This window comes from Streptosporangium sp. NPDC048047, from assembly GCF_040653115.1.
Lineage (GTDB): Bacteria > Actinomycetota > Actinomycetes > Streptosporangiales > Streptosporangiaceae > Streptosporangium.
This window is the reverse complement of the sequence record NZ_JBEZNH010000010.1, coordinates 59565-74709: the sequence shown is the minus strand read 5'-3', so window position 1 is coordinate 74709 and position 15145 is coordinate 59565. Positions and strand designations below refer to the sequence as shown.

Sequence of the window (15145 nt, the reverse complement as noted above, 5' to 3'; positions counted from 1 at the left end):
GGTTCGGGCCCGCCGTCGTACGCGGAATCCGTGAATTCCCGCGACGAGACCGCAGGAGAAGGCCGCGGACCCCGTGACGAGATCACGCGGGAAGGCCGCGGACCCATGACAGAGCTCCGCGGGAAGGACATGGACCTCCGCTACGAGGTCACGCCCGCAGCTCGTGGAGCCCCGCGATGAAGTCGCGGGCGACGCCGCGCAGACCCGGCAGGTGGGAGAGCCCGACCAGGCGGTCCACCAGCGGGACGACCAGCTCGATGAGGCGGTACGTCCTCCGGCACCCCTCCGACGTGTCGTGCACCCAGAAGAGCACGACCCCCATCGACAGCAGCCACAGCAGCTCGGGCAGCTCGGCCCGCAGCTCGGCGTCCATGCGCTCGGCCGAACCCTCCACCACCGTGCGGTAGACGGCGATCGAGGAGTCCCGGGCGGGCGAGGTCTCGGCGCTGAAGGGGTTGAGGGGGTTGTTCGGCTCGGCCGCGTGCTTGAAGAACTTCACCGCGAACTCGTGGTACGGCTCGGAGACCCGCACCCACTCCCGCAGCACGCCGCTCAGCCGCGCGGCGAAGGCGCTCTCCCGGCGCAGCACCTCCTCGCACGCCGTCTCGTGCTCGTCCTGTGCCCGGTCGTAGTACACCTGGACGAGGGCCTCCTTGGAGGCGAAGTAGTAGTAGGCGTTCCCCACCGAGACGCCGGCCTCGGCGGCGATGGCCCGCATCGTCGTGGCCTCGTATCCCCGTTCGCGAAACAGCCGCAGGGCCGTCTCGACGATGACTTCACGGGTCTTGTCTGATCCTCGGCTTCTCTGGGTCGGCTCAGCCACGTTCGTCACTGTACGACCCCGTGACCCCGTTGTTGATCCACGACCCGGCGGGCGAACGGGTCAGGTCATCGAGCCGCACGATGATCACCATTAAAGGGCAAATTCGAGACTTTCTGAGGAGTCGTACCAGTTCGATCGTGGGATTGAACCCCTTGGCGGAAGGGCTCCCGCGACAAGGGATGAAGAATGGGAGCACCTCCCCGTAGACGTGGCGCCTCCTGGCTCGCGTCCGGAGCATTTCTGGTTCTGCCCGCGGCGCTCACCACGGTGACCGCGGGAAGCGCCGCCGGAGCCGTCACACGCCCGGCCGGTCTCGTGGCCGCGGACCCGCTGATGGACGCGGGCCCTGTCACGGCGGCACACCCGCTCATGATGTCAGGTTCGCCCACGGTGGCGGATCCGCTGACGGCGACGGGTCCGCTGATCACCGCGGGGTCACCCGCCCTCCTGAGCCCGCTGACCGCCGCGATACCGCCCGTCCTCACGGGACCGCTGACCGCCGACCGGCCGATGGCGGGTGCCGGAGCGTCGGCGGGCGCGGGCATGGGGACACTGGCGGGCATGGGGGCGGTGGCGGGCGCGTGGACCGTCGGCGCCGAGTCGGCTGCGGAAACAGGGTCGACCGCGGACACCGGAACAGCCGCGGACACGGGATCGACCGCGGACATGGAATCGACGTCGGACGATCTGGCCGCCGACCCGAGGTCCCCGAGGGCGCGAGGCGCCAGGACCGCGAGCACCAGGGCGGCTGTGCGGGCGGTGACGAAGACCGCGAGGGCGACGAGGGCCGCCGGACGAGCGAAGGTCGCGGCGGGCGCGAAAGCCGTCTCGGCGCGCCGGACCGTCTCGGCGCAGAAGGCCGTCTCGGCGCAGAAGGCCGTCTCGGCGCAGAAGGCCGTCTCTGCGCGGAGGACCGCCGAAGGCACGAAGGCCGCCGAGGGCACGAAGGCCGTTCCTGTGAGGCAGGACGCCGGGAGCGCGAGGACGACCCCCGTGAGGGGGGCCATCGCCCCGAGGAAGACCGCCCTCGCGGAGAGGACCGCCCCTGGCACGAAGGGCGCCCCGGCGGTGAAGCCCGCAACCGAGGCGAGGAGCACGGCGACGAAGACCACGGCCGAGGCGGAATCGGCCACGGGCGCCAGGAATGTCCCGGCGGCGAAAACCGCGACGGCGGTGAAACGCGCGGCGGCGAAACCGGCCACCGGCACCGAGGCCGCTCCCGTGGCGAAACCCGTAGCGAAGACCGGGGCGAAGACCGGGGCGAAGACCGCGACGGAGGCGAAACCGGCCACGGGTTCCGGGCGCGCTCCCGCGGCGAAGACCGCGGCCGAGGCGAAACCGGCCGCGCGCACGGAGGCGGCGAGTGTCCGGACCACGAGCGCGAAGACCACGCGCGTGCTGCCCGTACGGCTCACCCAGACCCAGGCCGCGCACCGGCTGAAACGCTCGGGCCTGTCCTGGAAGTCCACCGGGGGATGTGTGGACCGCACGGTGGGGCACTGCACCTCGCTGGACACCGTACGGAGGACCACCGTCACCTCCGTGATCGCACTGAGACGGGCGAGCGGCTGCCCGATCGTCATCACCGGCGGCACCGAGGTCGGCCACGCCCCCGGCCGCTACAGCCACGCCAAGGGCTACAAGCTGGACATCCAGCCGAATTCATGCGTCAACGACTACATCACCCGGCACTATCCGTTCGACGGCATCCGCGACGACGGCGCTCCGCTCTACCGGGCGCCGAACGCCCTCTACGCCCGCGAGCTGGACCACTGGGACATCCTGTTCTTCGACACCGGGACGCCGTGACGCCTTCTCCGGCGCCCGGGACGCATGAAAGCACAGGACCCGCACCCCCGGGCACCGCGACCGCCGCCGCCCGTGGACACCGCCACGCGACGACCGCCACGGCACCCCGGCGCCGCGGGCCCTGACATCGTGACCGGCGAGCGACGGCCACCCGCCGCAGGTCAGGCCGCCTTCCGCCGTACGGCGGACCGCCTCCCGTCGTACGGCGAGCCGTACGACGGGAGGCGGTGACGACCGGACCGGCCGGATCCGAACGGACCGGACCGGCCGGATCCGAACGGGCCGGACCGGTCCGACGGGTCTGACGGGTCTGACGGGTCAGGCGAACTCGGCCGCGACCAGCTCGGCGATCTCCGCGGCGTTCAGGGCCGCGCCCTTGCGGAGGTTGTCCCCGCAGACGAACAGGTCGAGGGTGTTCGGGAAGTCGAGCGCCTGGCGGATCCGGCCGACATAGGTCGGGTCGGTGCCGACGACGTCGGCCGGGGTCGGGAAGACGCCGTTGGCCGGGTCGTCCATGACGACCACGGTGGGCGCGGCCTCCAGGATCCGGTGGGCGTCGGCGACGGTGATCTCGCGCTCGAAGGTCGCGTGCACGGCCAGCGAGTGGGTCGTGATCACCGGCACCCGCACGCAGGTCGCCGAGACCTTCAGGTCGTCGATCCCGAGGATCTTCCGGGACTCGTTGCGGAGCTTGAGCTCCTCGGAGGCCCAGCCTCCGTCCTTGAGCGAGCCCGCCCACGGCACGACGTTGAACGCCACCGGGGCCGGGAACGGCGACTCGGCCTCGCCCAGCGCGTTCTGCAGGGCCTTGCGCACGTCGCCGGCGGTCTGCCCGACCGTCCGGTCGCCGGCCAGGGCCTCTACCTCGTCGTAGAGGCGCGCCGAGCCCGCCACGCCCGCGCCGGAGACCGCCTGGTAGGAGGCGACCACCAGCTCGCGCAGGCCGTACTCGGCGTGCAGCGCGCCCATCGCGGCCATCATCGACAGCGTGGTGCAGTTGGGGGTGGAGATGACGCCCAGCGGCCGCTCCCGCGCGGCCTCGGGGTTCACCTCCGGCACGACCAGCGGCACCTGGGGGTCCATCCGGAAGGTCCCGGACTTGTCGATGACGATCGCGCCGCGCTCGGCCGCGACCGGCACCCACATCGCGGAGACCTCGTCCGGCACGTCGAAGATCGCGATGTCGACGCCGTCGAAGACCTCGGGGGCCAGCTCCCGGACGACCACGTCCTCGCCGCGGACCCGGAGGACCTTCCCGGCCGACCGGGCGGACGCGACGAGCCTGATCTCGCCGTAGACGTCCTCCCGCTGGGAGATGATGTCGCGCATGACGGTGCCCACCGCACCGGTCGCGCCGATCAGGGCGAGGGTCGGCTTGCGGCTCATCGTCCGGTACCTCCGTAGACCACTGCCTCGACCTGGTCGGCGTCGAGGTTGAACGCGTGGTGCGCGGCGGTGACCGCCGCGTCGACCTCGTCCTGCCCGACGACCACCGAGATGCGGATCTCCGAAGTGGAGATCATCCCGATGTTCACCCCCGCGTCGGCGATGGCGGCGAAGAACGTCGCGGTGACGCCGGGGTGTGAGCGCATGCCCGCGCCGATCAGCGACACCTTGCCGATCTGGTCGTCGAAGAGCAGCGACTCGAACCCGATGCGGTCCTGGATCTTCTTCAGAGCGGTCAGCGCCGTGGAGCTGTCGGTCGTGGGCAGTGTGAAGGAGATGTCCGTACGGCCGGTCGCCGCCGCCGACACGTTCTGCACGATCATGTCGATGTTGATCTCAGCGTCCGCCAGCGTTTTGAAGATCGTGGCAGCCTCGCCGACCTTGTCGGGCACCCCGACAACGGTGATCTTGGCCTCGCTCCGGTCGTGCGCGACGCCGGAGATTATCGGCTGCTCCATCTCTGTTCCCTCACTGTCGGGGTCGGAGACGACCCACGTGCCTTCCTTGGTGCTGAACGAGCTTCTGACGTGGATCGGCAGGTCGAACCGGCGCGCGTACTCCACGCAGCGGAGGTGCAGGATCTTCGCCCCGCAGGCCGCCATCTCCATCATCTCGTCATAGGAGATCCTGGGGATCTTACGGGCGGCCGGGACGATGCGCGGGTCGGCGGTGAAGACGCCGTCCACGTCGGTGTAGATCTCGCAGACGTCGGCTTCCAGCGCGGCGGCGAGGGCGACGGCGGTCGTGTCGGAACCGCCCCGGCCGAGCGTGGTGATGTCCTTGGTGTCCTGGGAGACTCCCTGGAATCCCGCCACGATCGCGATCTGGCCGTCGCCGAGGGCCTCCTGGATCCGGCCGGGCGTCACGTCGATGATGCGCGCGCGGCCGTGGGAGGAGTCGGTGATGACACCGGCCTGGGAGCCTGTGAAGGACCGGGCCTCGTGGCCGAGGTTGGCGATCGCCATCGCCAGCAGCGCCATCGAGATGCGCTCACCGGAGGTGAGGAGCATGTCGAGCTCGCGGCCCGGGGGCAGCGGCGAGACCTGCTGGGCGAGGTCCAGCAGTTCGTCGGTGGTGTCGCCCATCGCCGAGACGATCACCACGACGTCGTTGCCGGCTTTTTTCGTCGCGACGATCCGCTGCGCGACCCGCTTGATGCAGGACGCGTCGGCGACGGACGAACCACCGTATTTCTGTACAACGAGCGCCACGAGATCTCTCCGAAGCAATCTGGGGCTGTGGAGTCCACAGTCTACTTGCGCCCCGTCGAGCTCTCTCGGGCCTGACCACCATGTGGACAGTCAGACCGTGGTACGCTCCTCCGCCACATCGAGGCGCGTGTGCGCGACGAGCGCCTGGAGTGCCCGCAGGGCGGCGCCCGCGTGGTTGCCCCACGTGTTGAAGTAGGAGTACTGCCACCACCACAGCGCCTCCAGCGGACGGCCCGCCTGGTAGTGCCGGAGCCCGTGGATGAGATCGGCGGCCACCGCGGTCAGGTCGTCCGACAGCCGGTAGGGCGTCACCGAGGTGTCCTTGTAGGGGTCGAAGACCTCGGCGTAGTCGTCGACCGGGCCCAGGCGCTCGGCGAGGTCGGTGCGGACGCCGTCGACGTCGGGGTCCTCGCTCAGGTGCGGCTCCCAGTTGCCCGACAGGATCACGTCCTGGCAGGCGCCGAGCTGGGCCCCGGCCGAGCTGACCTGGGCCACCTCCACCAGCAGCAGCGGCAGGATGGCGTCGCCGCCCTCGCCGCCCGCCAGCCGGGTCAGCCCGTCGATGTAGTCACGCGCGTGGACGGCGATCCGGTCGGCCAGAGCGGCCCATGCGTCAGACATCCAGCAGCCTTCTTCCTTCGAACGCGCGGCCCAGGGTGACCTCGTCGGCGTACTCGAGGTCACCGCCCACGGGCAGGCCGCTGGCGAGTCGTGTGACTTTCAGACCCATCGGCTTCACCAGACGGGCGAGGTACGTCGCCGTCGCCTCCCCCTCCAGGTTAGGGTCGGTGGCGATGATCAGCTCCGTCACCCGGCCGTCGGCCAGGCGCGTCATCAGTTCCCGGATGCGCAGATCGTCGGGGCCGATCCCGTCGATCGGGCTGATCGCCCCGCCGAGCACGTGGTAGCGGCCACGGAACTCACGGGTCTTCTCGATGGCCACCACATCCTTGGACTCCTCCACGACGCAGATGACGTGGGTGTCGCGCCGGGCGTCACGGCAGATCCGGCACTCCTCCTCGGCGGCCACGTTGCCGCAGACACGGCAGAAGCGGACCTTGTCCTTGACCTCCAGCAGGGCGTGGGCGAGCCGCTTGACGTCGGCGGGCTCCGCTGCCAGCAGGTGGAACGCGATCCGCTGCGCGCTCTTGGGACCGACGCCCGGCAGCATGCCGAGCTCGTCGATCAGGTTCTGGAGGACCCCTTCGTACATGGCTTCAGAATCCGGGAAGCTGGCCGAGGCCGCCCCCGCCGCCGAGGCCCTGCGCGAGCGGCCCGAGCTTCTCCTGCTGGAGGTCGGCCGCCGAGCGCACGGCGTCCCGGATGGCGGCGATGACCAGATCGGCGATCGTGTCGGCCGTCTCCTGGCGGTCGCCGGCGTCGACGGCCTCCGCGCTGATCTTCAGTTCGAGCAGTTCGCCGCTGCCGTTGACCGTGGCCACGACGAGCCCGCCGCCCGCCGAGCCCTCCACCTGGGCGTCGTTCAGCTCCTGCTGGGCGCTGACGAGCTGCTGCTGCATGAGCTGCGCCTGCTCCAGCAGTTGCTGCAGGTTTACATCCCCTGGGTTCACCGTCGTGTGCTCCTCGTCCGTGACGTCAGTCGTCACGAGCCTACGGGGTCCGGACCGGCTGTTGCACTGGCCCGGGCACGTGTTCCCCGGAGGAAGCGACTAAATCCCCCGTCGGGTCCCGGCCCCCCTCCAGACGTCCGGGACCCGACATGACACGCACCGGATCGGCCGCGTACGGCGACGTGTTGACGGAAATTTAACCGGACCCGGGCCCGTCACACATTGCATTTGTTCAATAACCCCGCGCATCTTCCCCGCGCCGGCTCCGCACGGCCCTGCTCCGCACGGCTCCTGCCCGTACGGCCCTGTACGGCTTCTGTACGGCGCGGCGTCGCGCGTCAGGTGTGGTCGATCTCCTCGATGATCTGACCGCCCAGCTCACGCTGGATGAGCGCCATGCCGGTCAGCGCGTCGACGTCGGCGTCCGCGTCGTTCAGCGGGTCGACCTCGTCGCCGTCCGGCGCGGGGCCGCGCCCCGGCACCTTGTCCGGCCAGGCGGGCCTGGCGCCGCCGGCTCTCGGGCCCGTCTGCGCCGCCGCCCTCGCGGCCGAGCGGGCGGCGGCGAGACCGGGGGCGGGGGAGGGCGGTGAGCCGGGGTCGTCGGGAAGCGGCGCGTCCGGCCACGAGTCGTCGGTGGGCGGGGAGGACCGGCGCGCGGGAGGGGCCTGCCGGGCCGCCGGGACCTGCGCGGAGCCGGCCCCCGGAGCCGGGACCTGCGCGGAGCCGGCCCCCGGAGCCGGTCCCTGCGCGGGACCCGGGGCGGATCCCGGAGCCGGCCCCGGGGCGGGGTCCTGGCCCGGCCGGGCCGGCTGCGGGGCGGGCTGGACCGGCTGGGGCGGCGGGCCCGCCGGGGGGCGGGCGCCGCCGGGCGGGCCGCCGCCCACCACGACGGCCTCGACCTTCCAGGAGCCGCTCAGGACGTCCTGGAGGGCCGCCGCGACGACGACGTCCTTGCCGCCGCCGGTGAAGTTGCGCATCGCGCCGACCTGGGCGAACCCGAGCGTGACGAGCTTCCCCTCGACCCCCACGACCTGGGCGTTGGTGTTCACGTTCGCCCAGACGACGATGCTGCGCCGCTTCAGGGCGGCGAGCACCTGCGGCCACGCCTGCTGCACCGCCGCGGCCCCCGTACCGGTCACCGCGTCGGCGGCCGGAGCCGTCGAGGGGGCCGGGGCCATCGGCGCCGCGGTGGCCTGGGATTCCGCCACCGGGGCGCCCGGCCTGTTCACGGCGGGCCAGTCCTCGTCCGCGCGGGGCCGCTGCGCCGGGGCGGGAGCCGTACCGGCGGAGGACGCCGGAGCCTGCGCGGGCGGCGGGACCGGGGACTGCGCGGACGGCACGGCCTGGGCCGCCGCGGAGAGGCCCACCGCGGCCGGAGCCGCCGGCGACGCGTCCCCCGGGGAGGCGACCGCTGGGGAGGCGACCGCCCGCACGGGCGGGACGCCGACGGCGGGGACGGCGGGAGCCGCCGTGAGGCCGCCGCGCTCCAGCCGTTCCAGGCGGGTCAGCAGCGCCGCCTCGTCCCGGCCGGTCCCGGGCAGAAGCGTCCGGGCGCACATCAGCTCCAGCATCAGCCGGGGCGAGGCCGCGCCGCGCATCTCGGTCAGGCCCGCGTTGAAGATCTCGGCGGCGCGGGTCAGCTCGGCCGGACCCATCGAGGCGGCCTGCTCGCGGAGCCGGTCGAGCTCGTCGGCGGGCCGGTCGAGCAGCCCGCTCTCGGCCGCCTCGGGCACGTTGGCCAGGATCACCAGGTCGCGGAAGCGCTCCAGCAGGTCCATCGCGAACCTGCGGGGGTCGTGGCCCCCCTCGACCACCCGGCCGACCGTCTGGAAGACCCGGGCGCCGTCGCGGGCGGCGAAGGCGGCGACCACGTCGTCGAGCAGGCCGCCGTCGGTGTAGCCCAGCAGGGAGACGGCGCGCGCGTAGGTGATGCCCGACTCGTCGGACCCGGCGAAGAGCTGGTCGAGGATGGACAGCGAGTCACGGGCCGAGCCGGCGCCCGCCCGGAGCACCAGCGGCAGCGCGGCCGGCTCGAACGGGACCTTCTCGGCGGTGAGGATCTCCTCCATGAGCGCGCGCAGCGCGGCGGGCGGGATCAGCCGGAAGGGGTAGTGGTGGGTCCGGGACTTGATCGTCCCGATGACCTTCTCGGGCTCGGTCGTCGCGAAGACGAACTTCAGGTGCGGCGGGGGCTCCTCGACGAGCTTGAGCAGCGCGTTGAAACCCTCGCGGGTCACCATGTGCGCCTCGTCGATGATGTAGATCTTGAAGCGTGCCGACACCGGCGCGAAGAAGGCACGCTCACGCAGGTCGCGGGCGTCGTCCACGCCACCGTGCGAGGCGGCGTCGATCTCGATGACGTCGAGGTGGCCGGGACCGGTGGGGGCCAGCGCGACGCAGGACTCGCACTTTCCGCAGGGATCGGGCGTCGGCCCCTGCTCGCAGTTCAGCGAGCGGGCCAGGATCCGGGCGCTGGAGGTCTTGCCGCAGCCCCTGGGCCCGCTGAACAGGTAGGCGTGGCTGATCCGGCCGCTCCGCAGCGCCTGCCGCAGCGGCTCTGTGACGTGCTCCTGGCCCTTGACCTCGGCGAAGGTCCCGGGCCGGTACTTGCGGTAAAGCGCAAGACTCATGCGACGATCCCGCCTGCGAGAGGTCCTGAAACGAAGAGAACCCCTCGCACACCCGCCAGAGCCTGCTTATCCTTGCTGCCTTCCGGCCCTGGGGAGGTTCACAGGATGACGCCGCGCGAGGGGTCCGAGGACAGTCTAACGTCTGACCGGAGTGTTCGGGGCACCGAATATCCGTTCATCGCACTCCGAAAGTTCGGTAAGCTTCTCCACGGAGGATTCGCCTAGTTGGCCTAGGGCGCACGCTTGGAAAGCGTGTTGGGGGCAACCCCTCAGGAGTTCGAATCTCCTATCCTCCGCCACGGCTCACCAGCCACGACAGGGAAGCCCGCTCCATCTCGGAGCGGGCTTCTTCTGCTTCCGGTCTCAGTTCCGGTCTCAGTTCGGGTCTCAGTCGGCCTCTCCGGAGGGCTCGGCCCCCTCGGAGACCTGCCGGTCCGCTCCGCCACGATCCACCGGAATCGTCCCGGCGTGGGCGAAGCGCCGGCGTACGGCGGCGCCCGCCGGTCCGCCCATGCCGCCGACTCCGATGAACCCGTCACCGCGAGCGCGTCGCCACCTCCGGGACCCGGGCCGTACGCGCTCTCAGTCGCCTCATGGCGGATCCGCCCCACTTCGAAGCCTGGCGCCACCTGTGGAGTGCCGAACGCGTCCTTACTTTCTCCCGCATACGTATGCATCCGAAGCGTCAGAGGCTTCGCGTCCGGCCCAAACCAAGGAGGAGGATGGTATCGACGGCGATAGTATCTCCACCGATACCATCCCCACGAGGAGGCTTGTCGTGCGCCGTTTCATCGGACGGGACCGCGAGCTGGCCGTACTCCGCAACGCCTTGCAGGCGGTTCACGATGCCGTCGGGTCACCGAAACCGGGGCAGTGCATCCTCATGCGGGGAAGGCGGCGGATCGGTAAGTCCAGCCTCGTCGAGGAGTTCCTCCGACGAGCCGGGACGCCGAACCTCTTCTTCACCGCGGCGGGCGGCACCGCGGAGAACGAGCTGGAAGAGCTGCTCGACGCCGTCGCCAGGTCCTCCCTGCCTGAGCGGGGACTGTTCGCGGAGGAGATCCCAGGGCAGTGGAACGCGGCGTTCAGGCTCCTCGCGGAGATCCTTCCCGACGACAGCCCGAGCGTGGTCGTCATCGACGAGGTCCCGTATCTCATGGACCGCATCGACGCCTTCGAGGGCATGCTCCAGCGAGCATGGGACCGGCTGCTCAGCCGCAAACCGGTACTTCTCCTCCTCGTCGGATCCGATCTGTCGATGATGGAGGCATTGAGCGGTTACGACCGTCCCCTCCATCAGCGTGGCCGGGAAATGGTCGTGGGACCCCTGAACCCGGCCGACATCGGCGAGATGCTCGGTCTGTCACCGGCAGCCGCGTTCGACGCCGCTCTGATCACAGGAGGTCTCCCCCTGATCTGTGCCGAATGGCGGGCCGGAGCGGATGCCTGGGAGTTCCTCCGCGACTCACTGGACAACCCGATCTCGGCGCTGTCGGTCTCCGCCGAGCGTTCACTCGCCGCGGAGTTCCCACCGCAGGCGATGAGCCGGGAGGTCCTGCGGGCCATCGGCTCCGGAGAGCGAGCCTTCACCAACATCGCTCGCGCGGCCGGCGGCATCGCCCACACCACTCTCACCCGAGCCACTGACGTACTGATCCAGAAACGGGTCGTGGCCGCCGAACTGCCGCTCTCACTGAGGCCGTCGAAGGAACGTCGCTACCGAGTGGCCGACCCCTACCTACGCTTCTGGCTCACGTTCCTGGATCCGCACATGGCGGAGATCGAGCGGATGCGGGGAGATCTGACGCTGAGCCGGATCAAGGAGCAGTGGACGAGTTGGCGGGGTCGCGCGATCGAACCCCTCATCCGGGAGTCCCTCGCCCGCCTCCTGCCGGACGGGGTCCTGCCCTCCACTCCGGCGATCGGCGGGTACTGGACCCGCAGCAATGACATCGAGATCGACCTGGTGGGCGCCGACCGACAGCCGGTGGCCAGGGAACTGCTCTTCCTCGGCTCGATCAAGTGGCTGGAGAACTCCGCCTTCGACGGTCACGACCTGGCCGCACTGCAGAAGCACCGAGCGGCGATCACCGGTGAGCCGGTACCACTCGTCGCGGTCTCCCGCAGCGGGGTCCGATGTTCCGGTCTTCAGGCGGCGTACGGCCCCGACGAACTGCTCTCCGCCTGGCGCAGGGCATGAGCGGGTCGGGGCTTCCGCGGTCGCGGTTCCGACGGCGGGCCGGCCGTCCCGGTTCTCCGGGGGAACCGGCTCCCGGGAAAGGCCGCGGATCGGTGGTTTCCCTCCGGTGACGACGATGTGGGCCGGGGTGCGCGAGCGGGTGCTCGCCCTGCGCGCCGCCCCGGGAGCGCGCCGGGTGTTCGGCGCCTTCTTCAAGGGCCACGGCCACGGCTTCGAGCTGTCGCCCCCGCTCACCGGGGCCGAGGTGGCGGAGATCGAGACGGCCCTGGGCACGAGCCTGCCCGGGGAGTACCGCGGATTCCTGATGGAGGTCGGCGCGGGCGGGGCCGGCCCCGACTACGGGCTGTTCCCACCGGCCCTCCCTCCGGAGGAGAACCGGGCCGCGCTCGCCGGGCGTCTGCGGCGCCCCTTCCGGCCGGACCACGCGCAGCGGGCGCTGGACGAGTACGACGAGCGGGAGCCCTCCCGGGACGCCTACCCGGACGAGGAGGGGTACCGCCGCGCCTTCGGAGCCTGGGACGACGAGTTCGACGAGCTCGACGAGGCTCTCGTCGCGGGCACCCTCTGCGTGAGCGACCGGGGATGCGGCTACCACACCCTCCTCGTGGTGACCGGTCCCGAGCGCGGCACCGTATGGGAGGACGTCCGGGCCGTCGGGATGGGGGTCGTGCCCCTCGGTGACGGGGACGGCGGGCGCATGACGTTCGCCGAGTGGTATCTGGAGTGGCTCTCCCACGCGGAGCGCCGGGCCGCGGAGAAACCGCAGGGCGCGGCAGGGGAGGAACCGGAGAGCGCGGCGGGAGCCGGGGAGGGGGACGCCGCGACGCCGTGACCTCCCCGTCGTCATACGGTTCCACCGGAATGTCCGGCCCTTCCCGGGGCAGTGGGAGGTTCCCCAGCGGATCGAAGGGACACCGGCGATGGACTTCAGAGATGACGCCAAGCTCGACTCCTCACAGGTGGAGAGCGGCGGCAGGGGCGGCTTCCCCGGCGGCGGACTCGCCGTCGGCGGCGGCGCGGCCGGGATCATCGCGCTCATCGTGGCTCTGATATTCGGCGTCAACCCCGGGAACATCACCGGCGGCGAAGACCCGGCACCCGTGAACCCCAGCTCCAACCTCGCCTCCGAGTGCAAGACCGGCCAGGACGCCGACCAGAAGGAGCAGTGCCGGATCGTCGGCGTGGTCAACAGCATCCAGGACTACTGGCCCGGGGTCGTGCAGAACTACACGCCGGCCAAGACGGTGATGTTCTCCGGCCAGGTCAACACGGGCTGTGGCGCGGCCGACGCCTCGGTCGGCCCGTTCTACTGCCCCTCCGACAAGCGGGTCTACCTCGATCTGAGCTTCTTCGACGAGCTCCAGAGCCGGTTCGGGGCCAAGGGCGGTCCGTTCGCCCAGGCCTACGTCGTCGGCCACGAGTACGGCCACCACGTGCAGAACCTCCTCGGCACCAACGCCAAGGCGGAGGGGGACCGGCAGGGACCGGAGAGCGGCTCGGTCCGGCTGGAGCTTCAGGCCGACTGCTACTCCGGAGCCTGGGCCAAGAACGCCTACGAGACCGGCCTGTTCGCCAAGCCGTTCAGCCAGACCGACATCGAAGAGGCGATCAGCGCGGCCTCGGCCGTCGGCGACGACAGCATCCAGAAGCGCACCCAGGGTCGGATCGACCCCGAGGGGTTCACCCACGGGACGTCGGCGCAGCGTGTCAAGTGGTTCACCACCGGTTACGAGAGCGGCGACCCCAACAAGTGCGACACCTTCGCGGGCGACATCTGAAAGGCCTCGTGACCTGCGAAACGAACCGCCGGGTGGGCATCCGGCGGGCATGACGCCCGATACTCTCATAAACTACATAGTGTGATCTTCAAGATGATCGGCGACGGACGGCCCTACCCGGACCACGGCCTCTCGCACCGCGAGTGGGCGCAGATACCGCCACGGCAGATCCGGCTCGACACCCTGATCACCACGAAGGCGGTGCTGGATCTGCACTCACTGCTCGCCAAGGACTCCACCTTCTACGGCGACCTGTTCCCGCATGTGGTGCAGTGGCACGGTGATCTCTACCTGGAGGACGGCCTGCACCGCGCGCTGCGGTCGGCCCTTCACCAGCGCTCGGTCCTGCACGCCAGGGTGCTGGAGCTGCCGGACGACTGAGCCCGCCCGCCGGAGAGGTCCGGAGGGGCGGGGGAGCGGAAAACCGAAGGGCTCCCGGCCGACGGCCGGGAGCCCTTCGCTGTGGCGGTGGAGGTGGGATTTGAACCCACGGATGAGTTGCCCCATCACACGCTTTCGAGGCGTGCGCCCTCGGCCACTAGGCGACTCCACCGCGGAGCAGCTTACCGGATAACCGCTATTGCTCGCGCATCCGTCTGACGGAGAAGAAATCGGTGAGGACCCCGGCGCATTCGTCGGCCAGAACGCCCCTCACCACCTCGGGCCGGTGGTTGAGGCGGCGGTCCCTGACGACGTCCCAGAGCGAACCCACGGCGCCGCCCTTGGCGTCGGCGGCGCCGTACACGACGCGGTCGACCCGCGCCAGCACGGCGGCCCCGGCGCACATCGTGCAGGGCTCCAGGGTCACCACCAGCGTGCAGCCGTCCAGCCGCCACCCGCCGCGCGCCCGCGCGGCGCCCCTCAGCGCGAGGATCTCGGCGTGGGCGGTGGGATCGGCCAGGGACTCACGGTCATTGCCCGCCCGGGCCAGAACGGCGCCCCCGGCGTCCACGACGACCGCGCCGACCGGCACCTCGCCACGGGCGCCGGCCCGCGCCGCCTCGTCGAGGGCGAGCCGCATCACGGGGACGTGACCGGCCTCCACACCGGACCCGCCGGGCTCGGCGGGCCCCGGCCCGGTCTCCCGTCCGCCCGCGGCTCCGTCTCCCGGACCGCCCGCCCCGGGACCCCGCCCGCCACCGGTCACGGCGACGGCGGCCGTACGGCCGTCACGGTCATCGCAGCCTGTCGAGCTCGTCGGCGAACGAGAGCCGCTCGGCGATGACGGAGAGCGTGTCCGCGGGGAGGACGCCCTCCTCCACGCTGAGCTCGATCAGCTCCTCGGAGGTGACGCCGAGATCGTCCAGCAGCTCGAAGTCGCCGGCGGGCCGTACCCCGATCTCGGCCGTCTCCTTGGCCGGCGCGACCCCGGCCAGCTCGCTGAAGAGCTCCCCGAGCCTCGCCGAGACACCGGCCTGCTCGTCGGAGAGGAAGGTGCGGGGCTCCCTGTCGCCGTCGTAGCGGACGATCCCGAACCATTCGTCCTCCACCTCCACGCACAGCAGGACCAGTTCGTCGCCGTCGAGTCCCAGATGCTCGGCGACGGCGTCGCCGAGGTCGTCCGCGGTCTCGGCGGAGCCGAGATCGACCTCCGCGCCCTTCCACCCGCCGGGGGTTCGGACGAAGGCCGCCGAGAACACGCTGCTTGCTGATGGGCTGGAGGACATGGCCGATCTC

The 15145-nt window shown here is 71.2% G+C and carries 14 protein-coding genes, 2 tRNA genes and 1 other RNA gene; 6 read left to right on the top strand and 11 right to left on the bottom strand.

Annotated elements, in window-relative coordinates; genetic code table 11:
* Nucleotides 1-148: 148 nt before the first annotated feature.
* Nucleotides 149-823 carry a TetR family transcriptional regulator gene (locus AB0D67_RS11645; protein WP_362932591.1) on the bottom strand — a complete coding sequence of 225 codons (675 nt, stop codon included), beginning with the start codon at nt 821-823 and terminating at the stop codon, nt 149-151.
* Between the two features lie 390 nt (nt 824-1213).
* Here AB0D67_RS11645 and AB0D67_RS11640 point away from each other — a divergent pair, with 390 nt between their 5' ends.
* Nucleotides 1214-2632 (top strand): hypothetical protein, encoded by a 1419-nt coding sequence (locus AB0D67_RS11640; RefSeq protein ID WP_362932589.1) that lies wholly within the window; start codon nt 1214-1216, stop codon nt 2630-2632.
* Nucleotides 2633-2950: 318 nt separating this feature from the next.
* On the opposite strand, the gene AB0D67_RS11635 is transcribed toward AB0D67_RS11640, so the two are convergent.
* From AB0D67_RS11635 to ffs, 7 genes are all read right to left on the bottom strand, one after another.
* Nucleotides 2951-4018, bottom strand: a complete 1068-nt coding sequence (locus AB0D67_RS11635; RefSeq protein WP_362932587.1) for an aspartate-semialdehyde dehydrogenase — start codon at nt 4016-4018, stop codon at nt 2951-2953.
* Nucleotides 4015-5289: an aspartate kinase gene (locus tag AB0D67_RS11630; RefSeq protein WP_362932585.1), complete on the bottom strand. Its 1275-nt coding sequence runs from the start codon at nt 5287-5289 to the stop codon at nt 4015-4017. Before AB0D67_RS11630 ends, AB0D67_RS11635 begins: the two co-directional genes overlap by 4 nt.
* Nucleotides 5290-5379: 90 nt before the next feature.
* Nucleotides 5380-5910 (bottom strand): DUF5063 domain-containing protein, encoded by a 531-nt coding sequence (locus tag AB0D67_RS11625; protein WP_362932583.1) that lies wholly within the window; start codon nt 5908-5910, stop codon nt 5380-5382.
* Entirely contained in the window at nt 5903-6502 is a 600-nt protein-coding gene (recR, locus tag AB0D67_RS11620) for a recombination mediator RecR (protein ID WP_362932581.1), read from the bottom strand. The genes AB0D67_RS11625 and recR overlap by 8 nt, the downstream gene beginning before the upstream one ends.
* Before the next feature lie 4 nt (nt 6503-6506).
* Complete coding sequence (locus tag AB0D67_RS11615; RefSeq protein WP_362932823.1) at nt 6507-6860, bottom strand: YbaB/EbfC family nucleoid-associated protein; 354 nt, start codon at nt 6858-6860, stop codon at nt 6507-6509.
* A gap of 338 nt (nt 6861-7198) precedes the next feature.
* Complete coding sequence (locus AB0D67_RS11610; protein WP_362932579.1) at nt 7199-9490, bottom strand: DNA polymerase III subunit gamma and tau; 2292 nt, start codon at nt 9488-9490, stop codon at nt 7199-7201.
* Between the two features lie 32 nt (nt 9491-9522).
* Nucleotides 9523-9618, bottom strand: an RNA gene (gene ffs, locus AB0D67_RS11605) — signal recognition particle sRNA small type.
* Nucleotides 9619-9700: 82 nt separating this feature from the next.
* On the opposite strand from ffs, the gene AB0D67_RS11600 reads away from it, so the two are divergent.
* The 5 genes from AB0D67_RS11600 (at nt 9701) to AB0D67_RS11580 (ending at nt 13849) form a co-directional block, all read left to right on the top strand.
* Nucleotides 9701-9789: transfer RNA gene (locus AB0D67_RS11600), tRNA-Ser, on the top strand.
* A 479-nt stretch (nt 9790-10268) separates the two neighbouring features.
* The gene (locus tag AB0D67_RS11595; RefSeq protein ID WP_362932577.1) at nt 10269-11690 is read left to right on the top strand and encodes an ATP-binding protein; all 1422 of its coding nucleotides are present in this window, start codon (nt 10269-10271) and stop codon (nt 11688-11690) included.
* Nucleotides 11691-11796: 106 nt separating this feature from the next.
* A complete protein-coding gene (locus AB0D67_RS11590; RefSeq protein ID WP_362932575.1) occupies nt 11797-12522 on the top strand; it encodes an SMI1/KNR4 family protein in 726 nt (241 codons plus the stop codon).
* 88 nt (nt 12523-12610) lie between these two features.
* Nucleotides 12611-13468: a neutral zinc metallopeptidase gene (locus AB0D67_RS11585; protein ID WP_362932573.1), complete on the top strand. Its 858-nt coding sequence runs from the start codon at nt 12611-12613 to the stop codon at nt 13466-13468.
* Nucleotides 13469-13549: 81 nt separating this feature from the next.
* Nucleotides 13550-13849 carry a type II toxin-antitoxin system VapB family antitoxin gene (locus tag AB0D67_RS11580; protein WP_362932571.1) on the top strand — a complete coding sequence of 100 codons (300 nt, stop codon included), beginning with the start codon at nt 13550-13552 and terminating at the stop codon, nt 13847-13849.
* A gap of 82 nt (nt 13850-13931) precedes the next feature.
* Here the strand turns inward: AB0D67_RS11580 and AB0D67_RS11575 are convergent.
* The 3 genes from AB0D67_RS11575 to AB0D67_RS11565 form a co-directional block, all read right to left on the bottom strand.
* A tRNA-Ser gene (locus tag AB0D67_RS11575) sits at nt 13932-14021 on the bottom strand.
* 24 nt (nt 14022-14045) lie between these two features.
* Nucleotides 14046-14489: a tRNA adenosine(34) deaminase TadA gene (gene tadA / locus AB0D67_RS11570; RefSeq protein WP_362932569.1), complete on the bottom strand. Its 444-nt coding sequence runs from the start codon at nt 14487-14489 to the stop codon at nt 14046-14048.
* Nucleotides 14490-14643: 154 nt separating this feature from the next.
* Nucleotides 14644-15135: a tRNA adenosine deaminase-associated protein gene (locus AB0D67_RS11565; RefSeq protein ID WP_362932567.1), complete on the bottom strand. Its 492-nt coding sequence runs from the start codon at nt 15133-15135 to the stop codon at nt 14644-14646.
* Between the last annotated feature and the right edge of the window lie 10 nt (nt 15136-15145).

Bases quoted from the DNA above. Each gene is read 5' to 3' on its own strand.
- recR (WP_362932581.1), bottom strand. From the start codon at position 6,502: ATGTACGAAGGGGTCCTCCAGAACCTGATCGACGAGCTCGGCATGCTG.
- AB0D67_RS11635 (WP_362932587.1), bottom strand. From the start codon at position 4,018: ATGAGCCGCAAGCCGACCCTCGCCCTGATCGGCGCGACCGGTGCGGTG.
- tadA (WP_362932569.1), bottom strand. From the start codon at position 14,489: ATGCGGCTCGCCCTCGACGAGGCGGCGCGGGCCGGCGCCCGTGGCGAG.
- AB0D67_RS11565 (WP_362932567.1), bottom strand. From the start codon at position 15,135: ATGTCCTCCAGCCCATCAGCAAGCAGCGTGTTCTCGGCGGCCTTCGTC.
- AB0D67_RS11585 (WP_362932573.1), top strand. From the start codon at position 12,611: ATGGACTTCAGAGATGACGCCAAGCTCGACTCCTCACAGGTGGAGAGC.
- AB0D67_RS11610 (WP_362932579.1), bottom strand. From the start codon at position 9,490: ATGAGTCTTGCGCTTTACCGCAAGTACCGGCCCGGGACCTTCGCCGAG.
- AB0D67_RS11625 (WP_362932583.1), bottom strand. From the start codon at position 5,910: ATGTCTGACGCATGGGCCGCTCTGGCCGACCGGATCGCCGTCCACGCG.